The sequence below is a fragment of the Pantoea sp. X-Soil-ISGK-259 genome, from assembly GCF_059730705.1.
The window spans coordinates 3,901,690-3,919,193 of sequence record NZ_AP035986.1 but is presented as its reverse complement, the minus strand read 5'-3'; the positions used below and the strand labels follow the sequence as shown (position 1 = coordinate 3,919,193).

General features: G+C 55.9%; 15 protein-coding genes. 5 read left to right on the top strand and 10 right to left on the bottom strand.

Features of this window, described 5'->3' with window-relative positions; all coding sequences use genetic code 11:
* Positions 1-104 precede the first annotated feature (104 nt).
* A complete protein-coding gene (gene emrD / locus AC6I77_RS18645) occupies positions 105-1,298 on the top strand; it encodes a multidrug efflux MFS transporter EmrD (RefSeq protein ID WP_003851249.1) in 1,194 nt (397 codons plus the stop codon).
* Here emrD and glpX read toward each other — a convergent pair.
* The 3 genes from glpX to AC6I77_RS18630 all read right to left on the bottom strand — a co-directional run bounded on the left by glpX (position 1,288) and on the right by AC6I77_RS18630 (position 4,787).
* Positions 1,288-2,298: a class II fructose-bisphosphatase gene (gene glpX, locus AC6I77_RS18640; RefSeq protein ID WP_003851247.1), complete on the bottom strand. Its 1,011-nt coding sequence runs from the start codon at positions 2,296-2,298 to the stop codon at positions 1,288-1,290. The two genes, emrD and glpX, sit on opposite strands and share 11 nt — an antisense overlap.
* A gap of 95 nt (positions 2,299-2,393) precedes the next feature.
* Positions 2,394-3,905 (bottom strand): glycerol kinase GlpK, encoded by a 1,512-nt coding sequence (glpK, locus tag AC6I77_RS18635; protein ID WP_003851245.1) that lies wholly within the window; start codon positions 3,903-3,905, stop codon positions 2,394-2,396.
* Between the two features lie 30 nt (positions 3,906-3,935).
* Positions 3,936-4,787 carry an MIP/aquaporin family protein gene (locus AC6I77_RS18630; protein WP_003851244.1) on the bottom strand — a complete coding sequence of 284 codons (852 nt, stop codon included), beginning with the start codon at positions 4,785-4,787 and terminating at the stop codon, positions 3,936-3,938.
* Positions 4,788-5,192: 405 nt separating this feature from the next.
* On the opposite strand from AC6I77_RS18630, the gene zapB reads away from it, so the two are divergent.
* Entirely contained in the window at positions 5,193-5,432 is a 240-nt protein-coding gene (gene zapB, locus AC6I77_RS18625; protein WP_003851242.1) for a cell division protein ZapB, read from the top strand.
* Between the two features lie 53 nt (positions 5,433-5,485).
* Here the strand turns inward: zapB and rraA are convergent, their stop codons facing one another.
* From rraA to priA, 6 genes are all read right to left on the bottom strand, one after another.
* Positions 5,486-5,971, bottom strand: coding sequence for a ribonuclease E activity regulator RraA (gene rraA / locus AC6I77_RS18620; protein ID WP_003851240.1), 486 nt, complete (start codon positions 5,969-5,971; stop codon positions 5,486-5,488).
* 158 nt (positions 5,972-6,129) lie between these two features.
* Positions 6,130-7,467: an ATP-dependent protease ATPase subunit HslU gene (hslU, locus tag AC6I77_RS18615; protein WP_003851236.1), complete on the bottom strand. Its 1,338-nt coding sequence runs from the start codon at positions 7,465-7,467 to the stop codon at positions 6,130-6,132.
* A 10-nt stretch (positions 7,468-7,477) separates the two neighbouring features.
* Positions 7,478-8,008, bottom strand: a complete 531-nt coding sequence (hslV, locus tag AC6I77_RS18610; RefSeq protein WP_003851234.1) for an ATP-dependent protease subunit HslV — start codon at positions 8,006-8,008, stop codon at positions 7,478-7,480.
* An 88-nt stretch (positions 8,009-8,096) separates the two neighbouring features.
* Positions 8,097-9,110, bottom strand: coding sequence for a cell division protein FtsN (ftsN, locus tag AC6I77_RS18605; protein WP_110410916.1), 1,014 nt, complete (start codon positions 9,108-9,110; stop codon positions 8,097-8,099).
* Positions 9,111-9,262: 152 nt separating this feature from the next.
* On the bottom strand, positions 9,263-10,300 hold the full coding sequence (gene cytR, locus AC6I77_RS18600; RefSeq protein ID WP_008926938.1) for a DNA-binding transcriptional regulator CytR: 1,038 nt from the start codon (positions 10,298-10,300) through the stop codon (positions 9,263-9,265).
* Positions 10,301-10,464: 164 nt separating this feature from the next.
* Positions 10,465-12,660, bottom strand: coding sequence for a primosomal protein N' (gene priA / locus AC6I77_RS18595; RefSeq protein WP_497817205.1), 2,196 nt, complete (start codon positions 12,658-12,660; stop codon positions 10,465-10,467).
* A gap of 225 nt (positions 12,661-12,885) precedes the next feature.
* Here priA and rpmE point away from each other — a divergent pair, with 225 nt between their 5' ends.
* Positions 12,886-13,101 (top strand): 50S ribosomal protein L31, encoded by a 216-nt coding sequence (gene rpmE / locus AC6I77_RS18590; RefSeq protein WP_003851227.1) that lies wholly within the window; start codon positions 12,886-12,888, stop codon positions 13,099-13,101.
* Positions 13,102-13,181: 80 nt separating this feature from the next.
* Here the strand turns inward: rpmE and metJ are convergent, their stop codons facing one another.
* The gene (gene metJ, locus AC6I77_RS18585; RefSeq protein WP_003851225.1) at positions 13,182-13,499 is read right to left on the bottom strand and encodes a met regulon transcriptional regulator MetJ; all 318 of its coding nucleotides are present in this window, start codon (positions 13,497-13,499) and stop codon (positions 13,182-13,184) included.
* 273 nt (positions 13,500-13,772) lie between these two features.
* On the opposite strand from metJ, the gene metB reads away from it, so the two are divergent.
* Positions 13,773-14,933, top strand: a complete 1,161-nt coding sequence (metB, locus tag AC6I77_RS18580; protein WP_003851223.1) for a cystathionine gamma-synthase — start codon at positions 13,773-13,775, stop codon at positions 14,931-14,933.
* Positions 14,934-14,935: 2 nt separating this feature from the next.
* Positions 14,936-17,371, top strand: a complete 2,436-nt coding sequence (locus tag AC6I77_RS18575; RefSeq protein ID WP_497817204.1) for a bifunctional aspartate kinase/homoserine dehydrogenase II — start codon at positions 14,936-14,938, stop codon at positions 17,369-17,371.
* Positions 17,372-17,504: the final 133 nt, after the last annotated feature.

Below are 17,504 nucleotides of genomic sequence, written 5' to 3'. Positions count from 1 at the left end.
CTCGCTTTGTCATCTAATCCTGATATTTTGCCCGCCATAACAAGATGACTGGCGGGTGAACCGCTGTTTTAACCTCCTTTCACAGAAAGAAATTTTGCATAATCATGATTAGTAAACTGGAAAATCGCCCGCTGCTGGTGATGCTCATTGTGCTGGTAGCTGTCGGGCAGATGGCGCAGACCATCTACGTCCCGGCGATGTCGGTGATGGCGGACGCGCTGAATGTGCGGGATGGCGCGCTGCAGCGTGTGATGGCGGCCTATCTGATGACCTATGGCGGATCCCAGCTGATCTACGGCCCGCTGTCAGACAGTGTCGGTCGGCGTCCGGTGATCCTTGCAGGCATGATGATCTTTATGATCGGCGCAATCACGGCATTGATGGCGACCTCACTCGATATGCTGGTGCTCGGCAGCGCGATTCAGGGACTGGGAACCGGCGTAGCTGGCGTAATGGCCCGCACCATGCCGCGTGATCTCTATGAGGGGCACGCACTGCGCCGTGCCAACAGCCTGCTTAATATGGGCATTCTGGTCAGCCCGTTGCTGGCACCGGTGATTGGTGCACTATTGACCCAGCTCTTTGGCTGGCACGCCTGTTTCGCCTTTCTGCTGCTGCTCTGTCTGGCGGTTACTTTGTCTATGGCGCGCTGGCTGCCGGAAACCCGGCCACAGAGTGCTGAAGTGACCCCGTTCTTCAAACGCTATGCCCGGCTGCTCAGCGACGCAAATTTCGTTCGCTACATTGTCCTGCTGATTGGTGCGCTGGCGGGTATTGCGGTATTTGAGTCGAGCTGTGGCGTGCTGCTGGGCGGCGTGCTCGGCCTGCACAGCCTGACCGTCAGTATCCTGTTCATTCTGCCCATTCCGGCGGCGTTCTTCGGTGCCTGGTTCGCGGGACGCGAGCAGGGTTCATGGCACAGTCTGATGTGGTGGGGCGTGAATAGCTGTCTGCTGGCGGGCATCCTGATGTGGATCCCGGCATGGTTTGGCGTAATGAATATCTGGACGCTGCTGGTTCCGGCCGCGCTGTTCTTCTTTGGGGCTGGCATGCTGTTCCCGCTGGCGACTTCAGGGGCAATGGAGCCGTATGCCTGGCTGGCTGGCAGCGCGGGTGCACTGATTGGCGGAATGCAGAACCTGGGATCGGGTCTTGTCGCGTGGCTTTCAGCCATGATGCCGCAGCGCGATCAGTTCAGCCTTGGCATGCTGATGTTCTTTACGGCACTGGTGATGCTGCTCTGCTGGTTGCCACTCTCACGTCAGCCGGAGCGCGGCAACCAGCCGGTTACAGGATAAACGGATGGAGCGCCGGATCCTTACGGTCAAGATAATGAATCGACTGGATGCGGCGAATAGTGCGAGATTTACCGCGAATCAGCAGGGTTTCGCTGGTGGCGACATTACCCTGACGCGTAATGCCTTTCAGTAGTTCGCCACTGGTAATGCCGGTGGCGGCAAACACTACGTTGTCATTGCGCGCCATCTCACCTAGCGTCAGCTTCTTACCCGCTTCAATCCCCATCTCCGCACAGCGCTGCAGCTCCTGCTCGCCGAGGCGACGGTTTTCAGCACTATCGCCTTTGACGTGATGACGCGCCAGCAGCCGACCCTGCATATCACCGTCCAGCGCACGGATCACCGCTGCTGAAACGACGCCTTCCGGTGCGCCGCCGATGCCATACATCACATCGACTTCGCTGTCTGGCATGCAGGTCAGAATTGAGGCGGCAACGTCACCATCCGGGAAGGTAAATACCCGCACGCCCAGCTGCTGTAACTCGCTAATCACCACATCATGACGTGGCTTAGCCAGGATGGATACGGTCAGCTGTGACAACGGCTTGTTCATCGCTATTGCGATATTACGCAGGTTAGTTTCAAGCGGCAGGTCGAGGTCGATCGCGCCCTGTGCTGCAGGACCCACAATCAGTTTTTCCATATACATGTCTGGAGCGTGCAGAAAGCTGCCTTTATCGCCCACGGCCATCACAGCCAGCGCATTCGCCTGGCCCAGTGCCGTCATGCGGGTACCCTCAATCGGATCGACGGCAATATCAACGGCATCGCCGTGACCGGTACCGACTTTTTCACCGATATAGAGCATCGGGGCTTCGTCGATTTCACCCTCACCGATCACAATCTGACCGTCAATTTCAATGGAGTTCAGGACATGACGCATGGCATGGACAGCCGCACCGTCAGCCGCATTTTTGTCACCGCGTCCTAACCAGTGATAGCCTGCCAGGGCGGCAGCTTCGGTTACGCGGGAAAATTCAATGGCAAGTTCTCGTTTCATGGCATCTACCTGACAAAAAACCGGCAGGCAGTGTAACACAGCGGGGGAGTGGGGCGGGGAAAAGGCCCGCGACGGCAATGTCGCGGGCGTTGATATTACTCCTGTTCTTCCCACGCCTGTGCGCGGGCAACCGCTTTTTTCCAGCCAGCATAACGGAAGTTACGCTCGGTGGTTTCCAGGCTTGGACGGAACTCACGCTCAATAACGGCTTTAGAGCGCACTTCATCCAGATCCTGCCAGAAGCCAACAGCCAGACCCGCCAGATACGCAGAACCCAGCGCGGTCACTTCACGCACTTCCGGACGCTCAACACGGGTGCCGAGGATGTCAGCCTGGAACTGCATCAGGAAGTTGTTGGACACCGCACCGCCGTCTACACGCAGCGCCTGCAGGCGGGTATTGGCATCATTCTGCATCGCTTCCAGAACGTCACGTGTCTGATAAGCGATCGACTCCAGCGTCGCGCGGATGATGTGGTTAGAGTTTGCGCCACGGGTCAGACCGAAGATCGCGCCACGGGCATACGGGTCCCAGTAAGGTGCGCCCAGGCCGGTGAAAGCAGGCACCATGTAAACGCCGTTGGTATCTTTCACTTTCATCGCGAAGTATTCAGAGTCAGCCGCTTCACTGATCAGCTTCATCTCATCACGCAGCCACTGAATAGAGGCACCACCGATAAACACGGCACCTTCCAGCGCATAGTTCACTTCACCGCGCGGGCCACAGGCGATGGTGGTCAGCAGGCCGTGGGTTGAGGTCACCGCTTCAGTACCGGTGTTCATCAGCATGAAGCAGCCGGTGCCGTAGGTATTTTTCGCCATGCCAGGCTGTACACACAACTGGCCATACAGCGCGGCCTGCTGGTCACCGGCGATACCGGCGATAGGAATACGTGTACCGCCTTTACCACCAATGTTGGTCTGACCGTAAACTTCAGAAGAGGACTTCACTTCTGGCAGCATTTCACGCGGGATATCCAGGATATCCAGCATGCGCTGATCCCACTCCAGCTTGTGAATGTTGAACATCATAGTACGGGAGGCGTTGGTGTAGTCGGTGATGTGCACGCGTCCCTGAGTCATTTTCCAGACCAGCCAGGTATCGACGGTACCGAACAGCAGCTCGCCACGTTTTGCACGCTCACGCGCACCTTCAACGTGATCCAGAATCCACTTCACTTTCGTACCGGAGAAGTAAGGGTTAATCACCAGACCCGTGGTGTGCTGGATGTACTCTTCCAGACCCTCTTTCTTCAGTTTGTGACAATAGTCAGCGGTGCGGGGATCCTGCCAGACGATGGCGTTGTAGATCGGCTTACCGGTCTCTTTTTCCCAGACGATAGCGGTTTCGCGCTGGTTGGTGATACCGATTGCCGCAATCTCATCAGAGCGGATATCGGCATGTGCCAGCACTTCAACCAGCGTAGAGCTTTGTGAAGCCCAGATATCCATCGGGTCATGTTCAACCCAGCCCGCTTTCGGGTAGATCTGGGTGAATTCGCGCTGCGATACCGCGACGATGTTGGAGTCGTGGTCGAGAATGACGGCGCGTGAACTGGTTGTACCCTGATCGAGTGCGACAATGTATTTTTTATCTGTGGTAGTCATAAATTCATTCCTGATGATAAAAAGTGAAACTTACGCTTTACGCTGCTGAGCGCGTGCAACCGGTTTGTCTGCTGGAACACTCGGTTCCTGTGCGGCACCTGGCAGGTAGCGGCCAATCAGTGTGCGGTAACCTACTGCACCCAGGCAGGCACCCACCAGCGGGCCAAAAATTGGTACCAGGAAGTAAGGGATATCTTTACCACCCGTGAAGGCAACGTTACCCCAGCCAGCGAAGAAGGCGAACAGCTTAGGTCCGAAATCACGTGCCGGGTTAAGCGCAAAGCCGGTCAGCGGACCCATTGAGCCACCAATGACTGCGACCAGCAGACCGATCAACAGCGGCGCCATCGGTCCACGTGGGACACCGTTGCCATCGTCGGTCAGCGCCATAATCACCGCCATAAGCACTGCGGTAATAACCATTTCAACCAGGAACGCCTGGCCTACGCTGATGTGCGGATTAGGATAGGTTGAGAAGATACCCGCCAGGTCCAGACTCTGAACCGTACCGCGTACCATCTGATGACTCTGTTCGTAATCGAAAAACAGGCTGTAGTAGAGACCATAAACCAGCGCGGCCGCGCAGAATGCCCCGGCGATTTGCGCCAGAATATACGGCACCACTTTACGGCCTTCAAAGTTGGCGAACAGGCAGAGTGCAACGGTAACGGCAGGGTTCAGATGCGCGCCAGATACCCCAGCGGTAAGATAGACAGCCATTGAGACGGCTAAGCCCCAGATGATGCAGATTTCCCACTGACCGAAGGCGGCACCGGCAAGTTTCAGCGCAGCTACACAGCCTGCGCCAAAGAAAATAATCAAGCCTGTCCCCAGAAATTCGGCAATACACTGACCTTTGAGCGTGTTAGTTGTCTGACTCATAATAGTGGTTCCTGAAGCGAGGTTAAATTTTATCAGTTTTTGTTCTCAGTCCATGAGGCACCCAGCTTTAATGTAGGGCAGATGTGAATTTATCGTTAACGAACATAAACGAGAAATAGCGAAATCGTTTTTTGTGTACTGCGTCATAAAAATGCGCGTTTTCGCGTATTCCGGCTTTCCTTAGCCCATATTCGCGCCTGATGACAGAGAGGGTGGACACGTGCTGGAAAGCAGACGCAGTAAGCGCAGCGTAAATTCAGGGATTGGCTGAAAAGTGTTACAGACTGCGCTCGCAGCGGCCGCGTTGCTGGACTTGAGGGGTGAGGCTACATACAATCGGGACAACGTTGCTGGCTTAAGCTGGCATCATCAACGCCTTGCAGGAATTTAGGAGAGGTCAGAAAGATGTCATTTGAAGTATTTGAGAAACTTGAAGCGAAAGTACAGCAGGCGATTGATACCATCACGCTGTTGCAGATGGAAATCGAAGAGCTGAAAGAGCAGAACAACTCACTGCGTAACGATGCGCAACAAGTCGCGGGTAACCACGATGCGCTGATGCGCGAAAATCAGCATCTGAAAGAAGAGCAACACGTGTGGCAGGAACGTCTGCGTGCATTGCTGGGAAAAATGGAAGAGGTTTGAAGCCTCAGCTGATGTGAAAAACGGGTGCTCTGGCACCCGTTTTCATGTCTGGCCTATTCGAGGTCCAGCGCATCCTCTGACAGAATGATACCGGTGTTGTCGGCATAGAGATGGTCACCAGAGAAGAAGGTGACGCCGCCGAAGTTGACGCGCACATCGCTTTCGCCAATCCCTTCACCCGCAGCGCCGGCCGGAATCGCGGCAATGGCCTGAATGCCAATCTCCAGCTCTTCCAGCTCATCAACCTGACGTACCGAACCGTAAACCACCAGGCCTTCCCATTCGTTAGTTGCCGCCAGGCGTGCCAGTTGGGCATCGACCAGCGCACGGCGCACTGAGCCGCCGCCATCAATCACCAGTACGCGACCACGGCCATTCTCTTCCAGCAGATCGTAGAGTAAGCCGTTGTCTTCAAAGCATTTCACTGTGGTAATCTGACCACCGAATGAAGTGCGCCCACCAAAGTTTGAAAAAAGCGGTTCAACAACATTCACTTCTTCATGGTAGATATCGCAGAGTTCAGATGTATCGTATTTCATAAGGGTTTCGTCTGTTTGCCACAGGAAGGGTAAGTATATCGCTATATGCAGATTGTTGGCAAAATCATCAGTATGAAAAAAGCATCGTTCGATCAAGAACATGCATAAAAAAGCCCAGCCGGGTGGGCTGGGCTTCGGAAAAGCGCTGAATCAGTGAATCAGAGAATGAAGCGGCTAAGGTCTTCGTCAGCCACCAGTTCATCCAGGTGTTTAGCCACATAGTCAGCATCAATGGTAAAGGATTCACCGTGACGATCGCTGGCGTCATACGAGATATCTTCCATCAGACGCTCCAGCACGGTATGCAGGCGGCGCGCACCGATGTTCTCGGTGGTTTCGTTAACCTGCCATGCGGCTTCAGCGATCCGGCGAATACCCTCTTCGGTGAACTCAATGTTCACGCCTTCGGTATTCATCAGTGCTTTGTACTGCACGGTAATCGAGGCATTCGGTTCGGTCAGGATGCGCTGGAAATCATTGACTGTCAGCGCCTGTAGCTCAACACGAATCGGCAGACGACCCTGAAGTTCCGGAATCAGATCGGAAGGGCTGGCAACCTGAAACGCGCCTGAGGCGATAAACAGGATATGGTCGGTTTTGACCATGCCGTGCTTGGTGGAGACGGTGCAGCCTTCAACCAGCGGCAGCAGGTCGCGCTGAACGCCTTCGCGAGAGACATCGGGTCCGCCCGCATTCTGGCCGCCGCGCTTACAGATTTTATCGATCTCATCGATGAACACGATACCGTGCTGCTCGACCGCTTCAATCGCATCCTGCTTAAGCTCTTCCGGGTTAACCAGTTTTGCCGCTTCTTCTTCGATCAGGAGCTTCATCGCTTCTTTGATCTTCAGCTTGCGGGCTTTCTGCTTCTGGCCGCCGAGGTTCTGGAACATCGACTGCAGCTGGCTGGTCATCTCTTCCATGCCCGGAGGCGCCATGATTTCGACGCCTGGGCTGCTGGCCGCCAGATCGATTTCAATCTCTTTATCATCCAGCTGGCCTTCGCGCAGCTTCTTGCGGAATGACTGACGCGCTGCAGAGGGTTCAGCACTCTGCTCAGCCTGACCCCAGTTGTTTTTCGCGGGTGGAATCAGCACATCAAGAATGCGCTCTTCTGCCATCTCTTCGGCACGGTATTTATTCTTTTCAATCGCCTGACTGCGCACCATCTTGATGGCGGAATCAGTCAGATCACGAATGATAGAGTCCACTTCCTTACCGACATAACCGACTTCGGTAAACTTGGTCGCCTCGACTTTGATGAACGGTGCATTCGCCAGCTTTGCCAGACGACGTGCGATCTCGGTTTTACCGACACCGGTCGGACCGATCATCAGGATATTTTTTGGGGTCACTTCATGGCGCAGCTCTTCGTCGAGCTGCATGCGGCGCCAGCGGTTGCGCAGTGCAATAGCCACGGCGCGCTTGGCGCTGTCCTGGCCGATGATAAAGCGGTTCAGTTCGCTAACGATTTCGCGTGGAGTCATCTCAGACATATTTATACCCTTACGCCTTAGACGTTAATTCTTCGAAATTAACGTTGTGGTTAGTGTAGATGCAGATATCACCCGCGATATTCAGCGACTTCTCGACGATGTCGCGTGCGCCCATTTCGGTATTCTCCAGCAGCGCACGTGCCGCTGCCTGGGCGAAAGGCCCACCGGAGCCGATGGCGATCAGATCGTTTTCAGGCTGGATGACATCACCGTTACCGCTGATGATCAGTGAGGCTGACTCATCCGCGACGGCCAGTAAAGCTTCAAGGCGGCGCAGCATACGGTCGGTACGCCAGTCTTTGGCCAGCTCCACCGCTGCTTTCACCAGGTGGCCCTGATGCATTTCCAGTTTACGTTCGAAAAGTTCAAACAGGGTGAAGGCGTCTGCGGTGCCGCCAGCAAATCCGGCAATCACCTTATCGTTGTATAAACGACGCACTTTTTTAACGTTGCCTTTCATCACGGTATTGCCGAGCGTAGCCTGGCCATCACCGCCAATCACTACCTGGCCGTTGCGTCGTACACTTACTATTGTTGTCACGGGCAGACCCCTTGTTGCTGTCGGAAAAGGACTCCGCGCACGGGGCGCGGAGTATCATGCAACAGATATGGGGCGGGTTTGACGGGTTTCAACCCCCAACGGAGAGCGGAATACAGCTGGAGTGTCCGGAACTGCGAAGACGTTTCAGGGTGCTGTCAGCGGATGCGCGATCTTTATACGGACCAATCACCACACGATTCCAGCCGCCACCGGTGGTAATGCGGCTTTCAAAGCCTTCAAAGGCTAAGCCCGCACGTACCGACTCAGCCTGGTCAGTGCCTTTGAACGAACCACACTGCACCATCCAGCGCTGCGAAGAGGCTTTCTCCGCCGGTTTCGCCTTCGCGGTCTCCTGTGGCTTTGTCTGCACGTCTGGTTCCCGCGTTACTGGCGCAGGTTGCGACTGGCGCTGTACGTTTTGCTGCTGCTGCTGCTGCTGCTGCTGCTGCTGCTGCTGACGTTGCAACTGCTGCTGTTGTTGACGCTGTTGCTGTTGCTGCAACTGCAGCTGGCGTTGCTGTTGTTGCTGAGCCTGCAACTGCTGACGTTGTTGCTGAACCTGTTGCTGCTGCTGAACCTGCTGCTGTTGCTGAACCTGCTGCTGTTGACGTTGCAGCTGTTGCAATTGCTGCTGATGCTGCAGCGTCTGCTGACGTTGCGCCGGCGTCTGTTCATTCCACGGCACTTCATTGAGCTGTGTTGGCTGCTGACGCATATCAGCCTGCATCTGCTCCAGCAACTGGCGCTGTTCATCGGTCAATTGGGTCTGTGACTTCACTTCGCCACCCGAAGAGGGTTCGATCGGTGTCGGCACAGTAACCTGACGGTTTTCCAGCTCTTTAATGTATTTCCAGCGTTCTTCAGGCTTCGGCGGTAAGCCATTGCCGTTGGCTTTATGATCCGTAATGACCGGCACGTCTTCTTTCTTATGATGCGCCAGGAACCATAAACCACCGGCAAAGGTCACCAACACAGCGACCGCCAGTACAATCATCAATTTAGAAGTTCCCGAACCGCCTTTGCTCTTCTTGCCACGGCTGGGGCTTTTTTTGCGACGCGTCCCTGTTGAACGCCCGCGGCCTACATAATCTTTTTGTGCCACTCTCGTTCTTATACCCTTCAAAAATAGTGCCAGTTGGGCGAAATGATGATTTTTACGCGCCCGGCAAGGAGTCCGCCATGTTACTTAAGGGCCGGAACTTTGACCAGCTGTGTTCGCCTTAAGAATCTACTGAAAAAACCAGACGAATACGCTTATTTTTCACGCTTTTTTGCGCGTGCCGTACTGCCCCGAATCGTTAAACCGGCATCCAGCAGCCGCGAGCCGCTGATCACCCGTTTGCCATTTAACTCATCCAGCAGCAGAAGCATCGCTTCCCGGCCTATCTGATAGCGTGGTTGTGTGACCGTCGTCAGCGGTGGCTCGCAGTAACGTGATAACTCAATGTCATCAAATCCCACCACAGAGAGATCTTCCGGTATCCGCAGCCCGCAGCGTCTGGCCTGATTCATCGCGCCCAGCGCCATAATGTCGCTGTGACAGAACAACGCGCGCGGCGGTTGCGGCAGAGTCATCAGCTGATTCATGGCGGCAACGCCTGCTTCAAAGGTGAAGTCACCGCGCACAATATAGGTGGGATCGACCGTCAGCCCGCTGCGACGCATCGCCTGGACATAACCCTGTAAACGATACTGACAGAGTGGCATCTCTTCCGGCCCGGCGATACAGGCGATCTGCGTATGACCTAACTGCAGCAGATGATTTACCGCTTCAAACGCGGCAGTCAGGTTATCAATGTGAACCGTGGGCAGCGACATTTCCGGTGCAAACTCATTCGCCATCACCATGGGTGGCAAGTTGCGTTGCTCATCAATGCTGGCATCAAAAGGCAGTTGTGAGCCAAGCAGCACCATGCCATCGATCTGTCGTGTGACCATCAGGTTAAGAAAGGTTCTCTCCTGCTGATTCTGATGGGCGCAATCGCCGATCAGCACCAGATAGCCCTCTTCGGCGGCTGTGACTTCGACGCCGCGAATGATTTCACTAAAGAAGGGATCGCAGATGTCAGGGACAATGACCAGAATGGTACGCGTCTCATTACGACGCGCGTTGCGTGTGGGGCCATGGGCCGCATAGCCGACGGCGGCAACCGCCTTCTCGACTTTATGGCGGGTAGCCGCAGAAACCTTCTCTGGATTCATCAGCGCACGCGATACGGTGGCGGTTGAGACGCCCGCGTGTTCCGCGACATCCTTCATCGTGGCGGCGGGCGGTTGTTGATTCTGCTCCAACACATGCTCCTGACGCGTTATGGCGCGTTCGATTTTGTTTTTGCCTGACCTGAAAGCAAACCGGGCAACATTGTTAACGATTGCCCGGCTGGTTGTTACTTAATTTGCATAAAAATTGTGACTTATGCGACATTTTTCGATCTGGCTCGCAGTGTCAGAAAAAATCAGCTCTCTGTCGGGTCAATATCCAGCGTCCATTTCACTTTGCGCGCGGCGGGTAGCGTGGAAACCAGCGGCAATGAACTGCTCAGCAGCTGTTGCAAACGCTGTCGGGAAGGATGCTGCAGCAGCAGTTGCCAGCGCCAGCGTCCGCTGCGTTTTGGCTGCAGAGCCGGCAATGGACCCATAAACCACATCGCCTTGTCATTGAGCGGGCTCGCCTCCAGCAAGTTACGGAGTTGTTGCAGAAATTCCGCCGCCTGCTGATTGTCCATATCTTCCGCGCGGAACAGCGCATGGCGGCTCCAGGGCGGCAGGTGAACTGCCTGTCGCTCCAGCAGCGCCTGCTGCGCAAATGCCGAATATCCCTGGTGCAGCAGTGTCTGAAGCAGAGGATGTTCCGGATGATGCGTCTGTAATAACACCTCGCCCTGCTTGCCAGCGCGGCCAGCACGACCGGCGACCTGAGTATAGAGCTGCGCAAAGCGTTCTGCCGCGCGAAAATCGGCTGAGAAAAGTGCGCCATCAACATCCAGCAGCGACACCAGGGTGACATCCGGGAAATGATGCCCCTTGGCCAGCATCTGGGTGCCGACCAGAATGCGTGCGCCGCCGCGATGAACGTCAGCCAGATGCTGCTCCAGCGCCCCTTTGCGGCTGGTGGTATCACGGTCAATTCGCGACACCGGCACGCCGGGGAAGAGTGTACCGAGCTGCTGCTCCAGCTGTTCGGTTCCGACACCTACCGGCAGCAGATGCGTTGAACCACACTGCGGGCATTGATTAGGCAGCGGACGCTGGCTGTCGCAATGGTGGCAGCGTAACTGGCGATGATGCTGGTGCAGCGTGTAATAGCGATCGCAGCGGGTACATTCGGCAATCCAGCCGCAGTCGTGACAGAGCAGGGCGGGCGAAAAGCCGCGGCGGTTAAGAAACAGCAGCACCTGATTATCGGCCTGCAGATGCTGGCGCATTTTACCAATCAGGCCCGGTGCCAGGCCGCCGATCAGCTGCACACCTTTTAAGTCGATAAGCTGTTGCAGCGCCGGTCTGGCATTGCCGGCGCGCTTTGTCAGGTCGAGCTGGCGATACTTGCCGCTGCGGACATTGTGCAGCGTCTCCAGAGCGGGGGTCGCCGATCCCATAACAATCGGGATATCCTCTTCATGCGCGCGGAAAACGGCCAGATCGCGCGCCTGATAACGCCAACCTTCCTGCTGTTTATAAGAGCTGTCATGCTCTTCATCAATGATGATGACGCCAGGACGGGCCAGCGGCGTAAACAGCGCCGATCGCGTGCCAATCACAATCGCCGTTTCACCGCGCCGTGCACGTAACCACACCGCCAGCCGCTCACTGTCATTTAAGGCGGAGTGCAGCACATCGATGGGCGCATCGAAACGTTCGCGAAAGCGGGCGATAGTCTGCGGAGTTAAGCCAATCTCCGGCACCAGCACCAGCGCCTGTTTACCGCGTGCCAGCACATTTTCCAGCACGCTGAGGTAAACCTCGGTTTTGCCGGAACCGGTAATGCCCGCCAGCAGCCACGCAGCATAATGCTCATCATCTGCCCGAATCGCACCTACTGCCATCGCCTGATCCGTATTCAGTCGCAGACGCTCGCCTTTCACAGCATAGGTAGTACGCCAGTCGTGCATCTGCGGCTGATGCTCATGCAGTTCGCACAACCCTTTGGCCCGCAGAGCCTGCAGCGTGGCTTCCGTAAGGTCATGTTCACTGACCTGATGACGATAGAGGGGTTGCTGACGCAGTGCTGCCAGTGCCTGCTGCTGTTTCGGGGCCCGCTTTAAACTTTCGGGTGCCGTTGCCCGGCCCTTCTCGGTAATTTCCCAGCGCCATAAGGGATTATCCTGCGCCGCTTTGCCCTGGCGCAGCAGCACTGGAATGGCATGGCTCAGCACTTCTCCCTGCGGCGAATGATAGTAGCTGGCGGCCCAGTTAAGGATGCGCCACAGCGACGACGGATAGAGTGACTCACTATCCAGCACCTCGATCACTTGCCTGAGTTGTGCTTCCGGCAGATCGCTGCTGTCACGAAAGGCGACCACAATCCCGATCATCCTGCGATTGCCAAAGGGCACACTTACGCGACCGCCGATGACCGGCTGCGCACCCTGTGGCGGCAGATAGTCAAACAGGCGGGGCAAGGGGACGGGCAGGGCGACCTGGACTACGGGCATAACTCTCTCTTTCCGGCATCATCATCGGGGAAGCTAGTGTACACGCTGACCCTGATGGCGGGTATCTCAGCAGATATTTGCAGCAATCGAAACTTACCTGTATAATATGCCGCCTTCGGTGAGAAATATCTGGCCGGAGTACACCCTATAATGTTCAACCGCGTGTGGTGCTGTGCAGGTCAAAGCCTGGCACGGAGAGCGACACGGCCTTCTATGAGGTTTCCCATGAAACAAGGTATTCACCCGAAATACGAAGCAGTTACTATCAAATGTACCTGCGGCAACGAGATCCACACCCGTTCAACACTGACTCACGAACTGAACCTGGACGTTTGTGGCAAATGCCACCCGTTCTATACCGGTAAGCAGCGTGAAGTGGCAACTGGTGGCCGTGTTGACCGCTTTAACAAGCGTTTCAGCGTGCCAGGCGCTAAAAAATAAGATTAAAAGGCACCTGAACCTGCGGGTTCGGCGGCAAGAAAAAACCCAGCTTCGGCTGGGTTTTTTTATGCGCTGACGAATTAATATTCCCAGGTGTCGGGATCGATGCCCATATCGCGCATGATCTTTTTCGCTTCTTCAGGAATTTCATCGCTGCGTTCTTTACGCAGGTCCACGTCGTCTGGCAACGGTTGCCCGGTAAAGGCATGCAAAAAGGCTTCGCAAAGCAGCTCACTGTTGGTGGCGTGACGCAGGTTGTTCACCTGACGACGGGTACGCTCATCCGTTAAAATCTTCAGCACGCTCAATGGGATAGATACTGTAATCTTCTTGACCTGCTCGCTCTTCTTACCGTGCTCAGCGTACGGGCTGATATATTCGCCGTTCCATTCAGCCATGGGTTACCTTAATTAATAAACGTTAAATGTGAGGAAATCAGCGAATTATGCCTGATTTTTTCCTGCCTGACCCCTGATATGGCGGGTTTTCTTCGCTCACTGCCTCTGCATCACAGAGGGGAACGCCAGGCGATGACGCATAATTTTAGCGGTTATTGCGTTTTTGCTCAATCTATACGCAAAGACATTTAGATGTCCAGATGTATTGACGTCTAATTAGAGGGTGATATCCTGTGGCCTACATTTTATTCACTCTTCAGGAACAATTCGCTCATGACGCGTAAACCGGCAACCATCGCAGTGCGCAGCGGTTTGAATGATGACGAGCAATATGGCTGCGTTGTCCCGCCAATCCACCTCTCTACGACCTACAACTTCCTGGATTTTAATGAGCCTCGTGCGCATGACTACTCCCGTCGTGGCAACCCCACGCGTGATGTCGTACAGCGTACCCTGGCCGAACTGGAGGGAGGAGCGGGCGCGGTTTTAACTAATACCGGGATGTCGGCGATTCACCTGGTGACGACGGTGTTCCTGAAGCCTGGCGATCTGCTGGTTGCGCCACACGACTGTTATGGCGGCAGCTATCGGCTGTTTGACAGCCTGAGCAAGCGCGGCGCGTATCGGGTTAAATTTGTCGATCAGGGCGACCCGGTGGCGCTGCAGGCGGCACTGGATGAAAACCCTAAACTGGTGCTGATTGAAAGCCCCAGCAATCCGCTGCTGCGCGTAGTGGATATCAGCGCGATTTGCGCCGCTGCCCGCGCAGCAGGTGCTATCAGCGTGGTGGACAACACCTTTATGAGTCCGGCGCTGCAGAACCCTCTGGCGTTGGGTGCCGATCTGGTGATCCATTCCTGTACCAAATACCTCAATGGCCACTCCGATGTGGTAGCGGGCGCAGTGATTGCCAAAGATCCGCAACTGGCAACCGACCTGGCCTGGTGGGCGAATAATATTGGTGTAACCGGCGCGGCATTTGACAGCTATCTGCTGCTGCGCGGAATTCGTACCCTGTCGCCGCGCATTGCGGCCGCACAACGCAACGCACTCGCGATTGTTGAGTATCTGAAGCAGCAGAAGCGGGTGAAAAAGTTGTATCATCCTTCGCTGCCGGAAAACGCCGGACACGAACATGCCGTACGTCAGCAGCGCGGCTTTGGTGCCATGCTGAGTTTTGAAATCGACGGTGATGAGGCACTGCTGCGCCGCTTCCTGAAAGCGTTGCGGCTCTTTACGCTGGCGGAATCGCTGGGTGGCGTGGAAAGTCTGATCTCCCATACCGCCACCATGACGCACGCGGGTATGTCAGCAGAAGCACGCGCGGCAGCGGGCATTTCCGATACGCTGCTACGGGTTTCTGTTGGTATTGAAGATCACGAAGATTTAATTGCCGATCTGGATAATGCATTCCGGATCGCAGCCGAGGGTTAAGTATGACGATTTCAGCAGGCGCGGGAACGCCGACTATCAGGCAGTTGCATAAGTTTGGTGGCAGCAGTCTGGCCGATGCGCGTTGCTATCAGCGCGTTGCCAGCATTATGGCGGATTACAGCCAGCCGGGCGACCTGATGGTGGTCTCTGCGGCAGGTTCAACCACCAACCAGCTGATTAGCTGGCTGAAGCTGAGCCAGAGCGATCGCCTCTCTGCGCACCAGGTGCAACAGGCCTTGCGTCGCTACCAGAGCGAACTGATCGGTGCGCTGCTGCCTGCTGAGATCGCCGAACCTTTAATTATTGCGTTTATTCGCGATCTGGAAAAGCTGGCGGCCCTGCTGGATGCGCCGATTACCGATGCGGTCTATGCCGAAGTGGTCGGGCACGGTGAAGTCTGGTCAGCACGCCTGATGTCAGCGGTCCTGAGCCAGCGTGATCTGCAGGCCTGCTGGCTGGATGCGCGTGAGTTTTTGCGTGCTGAACGTGCCGCTCAGCCACAGGTGGATGAGGGTAAATCCTGGCCACTGCTGCAGACTTTGCTGGCGCAGCATCCCCATAAGCGCATCGTGGTCACCGGCTTTATCAGCCGTAACGATGCCGGTGAAACCGTCCTGCTTGGCCGTAACGGCTCCGACTATTCCGCTACGCAGATCGGTGCGCTGGCAGGTGTCGGACGTGTGACTATCTGGAGCGATGTGGCGGGCGTTTATAGCGCCGATCCCCGCAAAGTCTCTGATGCCTGTCTGCTGCCGCTGTTAAGGCTGGATGAGGCCAGTGAGCTGGCGCGTCTGGCGGCACCGGTGCTGCATACCCGTACGCTGCAGCCGGTTTCCGGCAGTGATATCGATTTGCAATTGCGCTGCAGTTATCAGCCGGAGCAGGGCTCAACCCGAATTGAACGCGTGCTGGCCTCCGGAACAGGCGCGCGCATTGTCACCAGCCATGACGATGTTTGCCTGATTGAGATTCAGCTGCCAGAGCAGCATGACTTTGCCATCCTTCACAAAGAGATCGACCTGTTGCTGAAGCGCGCGCAGCTGCGACCGCTGGCGTTTGGCGTTCATCCTGACCGTCAACTGCTGCAGCTCTGTTATACCTCCGAAGTGGTTAACAGTGCCTTTACGCTGCTACAGGATGCCGGTTTACCGGGCCATCTGCAGCTGCGCGATGGCCTTGCGCTGGTGGCGCTGGTTGGCGCAGGCGTTACCCGCAATCCGCTGCATACCCATCGCTTCTGGCAGCAGTTAAAAGATCAGCCGGTTGAGTTCATCTGGCAGTCAGAAGAGCACATCAGCGTGGTCGCGGTGCTGCGCGTCGGCCCGACGCAGCATCTGATTCAGGGACTCCATCAGTCGCTGTTCCGTGCAGAAAAGCGCATCGGCCTGATGCTGTTTGGCAAAGGCAATATCGGTTCACGCTGGCTGGAGCTGTTTGCCCGCGATCAGGAAACGCTGTCAGCGCGGACCGGCTTTGAATTTGTGCTGGCGGGTGTCGCGGATAGCCGTCGCAGTCTGCTGAGCTATGAAGGGCTGGATGCCAGTCGGGCACTCGCCTTCTTTGATGATGAAGCGGTGGAACGCGATGAAGAGTCGCTGTTCCTGTGGATGTGCGCGCATCCGTTTGATGACCTGGTAGTGCTGGATGTCACAGCCAGCACACCGCTGGCACAGCAGTATCTCGACTTTGCCAGCCACGGCTTTCACGTGATCAGCGCCAATAAGGTCGCGGGTGCGTCAGACAGTCAGACCTGGCGGCAGATTCGTGATGCCTTTACCAAAACCGGGCGTCACTGGCTCTATAACGCCACCGTAGGCGCAGGCCTGCCGATCAACTACACGGTACGCGACCTGCGCGACAGCGGCGATACCATCCTGGCAATCAGCGGGATCTTCTCCGGTACGTTGTCCTGGCTGTTCCTGCAGTTTGATGGCACGGTGCCGTTTACCGAGCTGGTGGATCAGGCCTGGCAGCAGGGCTTAACCGAGCCGGATCCGCGCGCCGATCTCTCGGGTCAGGATGTGATGCGTAAGCTGGTGATCCTGGCGCGTGAAGCAGGCTACAACATCGAGCCGGATCAGGTACGGGTGGAATCGCTGGTGCCAGACAACTGTCAGCAGGGCTCAGTAGACCACTTCTTTGAAAATGGTGAAGAGCTGAATGAGCAGATGTTGCAGCGTCTGGAAGCCGCGCAGGAGATGGACTTGGTGCTGCGTTACGTTGCCCGGTTTGATGCCAACGGTAAAGCACGTGTCGGGGTCGAAGCGGTGCGTCCGGAACATCCGCTGGCTTCGCTGCTGCCGTGCGACAACGTCTTTGCGATTGAAAGTCGCTGGTATCGCGACAATCCGCTGGTCATCCGCGGACCCGGTGCAGGCCGTGATGTTACCGCAGGTGCAATACAGTCAGATATTAATCGCCTCGCACAGTTGCTGTAATTTCTCTTTAACAGGCGCTTCGGCGCCTGTTTTCAATGCGTTATCTCTCCTCTGTTGAAACTTCTTCAAGTTGATTGAAAATTGATCACGGCTGTTGATCATTTTTAAGTTGACGGCATCCGCAGATTACGTC

Bases quoted from the DNA above. Each gene is read 5' to 3' on its own strand.
- glpK (WP_003851245.1), bottom strand. From the start codon at position 3,905: ATGACTACCACAGATAAAAAATACATTGTCGCACTCGATCAGGGTACA.
- metJ (WP_003851225.1), bottom strand. From the start codon at position 13,499: ATGGCTGAATGGAACGGCGAATATATCAGCCCGTACGCTGAGCACGGT.
- zapB (WP_003851242.1), top strand. From the start codon at position 5,193: ATGTCATTTGAAGTATTTGAGAAACTTGAAGCGAAAGTACAGCAGGCG.
- rraA (WP_003851240.1), bottom strand. From the start codon at position 5,971: ATGAAATACGATACATCTGAACTCTGCGATATCTACCATGAAGAAGTG.
- metB (WP_003851223.1), top strand. From the start codon at position 13,773: ATGACGCGTAAACCGGCAACCATCGCAGTGCGCAGCGGTTTGAATGAT.
- glpX (WP_003851247.1), bottom strand. From the start codon at position 2,298: ATGAAACGAGAACTTGCCATTGAATTTTCCCGCGTAACCGAAGCTGCC.
- priA (WP_497817205.1), bottom strand. From the start codon at position 12,660: ATGCCCGTAGTCCAGGTCGCCCTGCCCGTCCCCTTGCCCCGCCTGTTT.
- emrD (WP_003851249.1), top strand. From the start codon at position 105: ATGATTAGTAAACTGGAAAATCGCCCGCTGCTGGTGATGCTCATTGTG.
- rpmE (WP_003851227.1), top strand. From the start codon at position 12,886: ATGAAACAAGGTATTCACCCGAAATACGAAGCAGTTACTATCAAATGT.
- hslU (WP_003851236.1), bottom strand. From the start codon at position 7,467: ATGTCTGAGATGACTCCACGCGAAATCGTTAGCGAACTGAACCGCTTT.
- AC6I77_RS18575 (WP_497817204.1), top strand. From the start codon at position 14,936: ATGACGATTTCAGCAGGCGCGGGAACGCCGACTATCAGGCAGTTGCAT.
- AC6I77_RS18630 (WP_003851244.1), bottom strand. From the start codon at position 4,787: ATGAGTCAGACAACTAACACGCTCAAAGGTCAGTGTATTGCCGAATTT.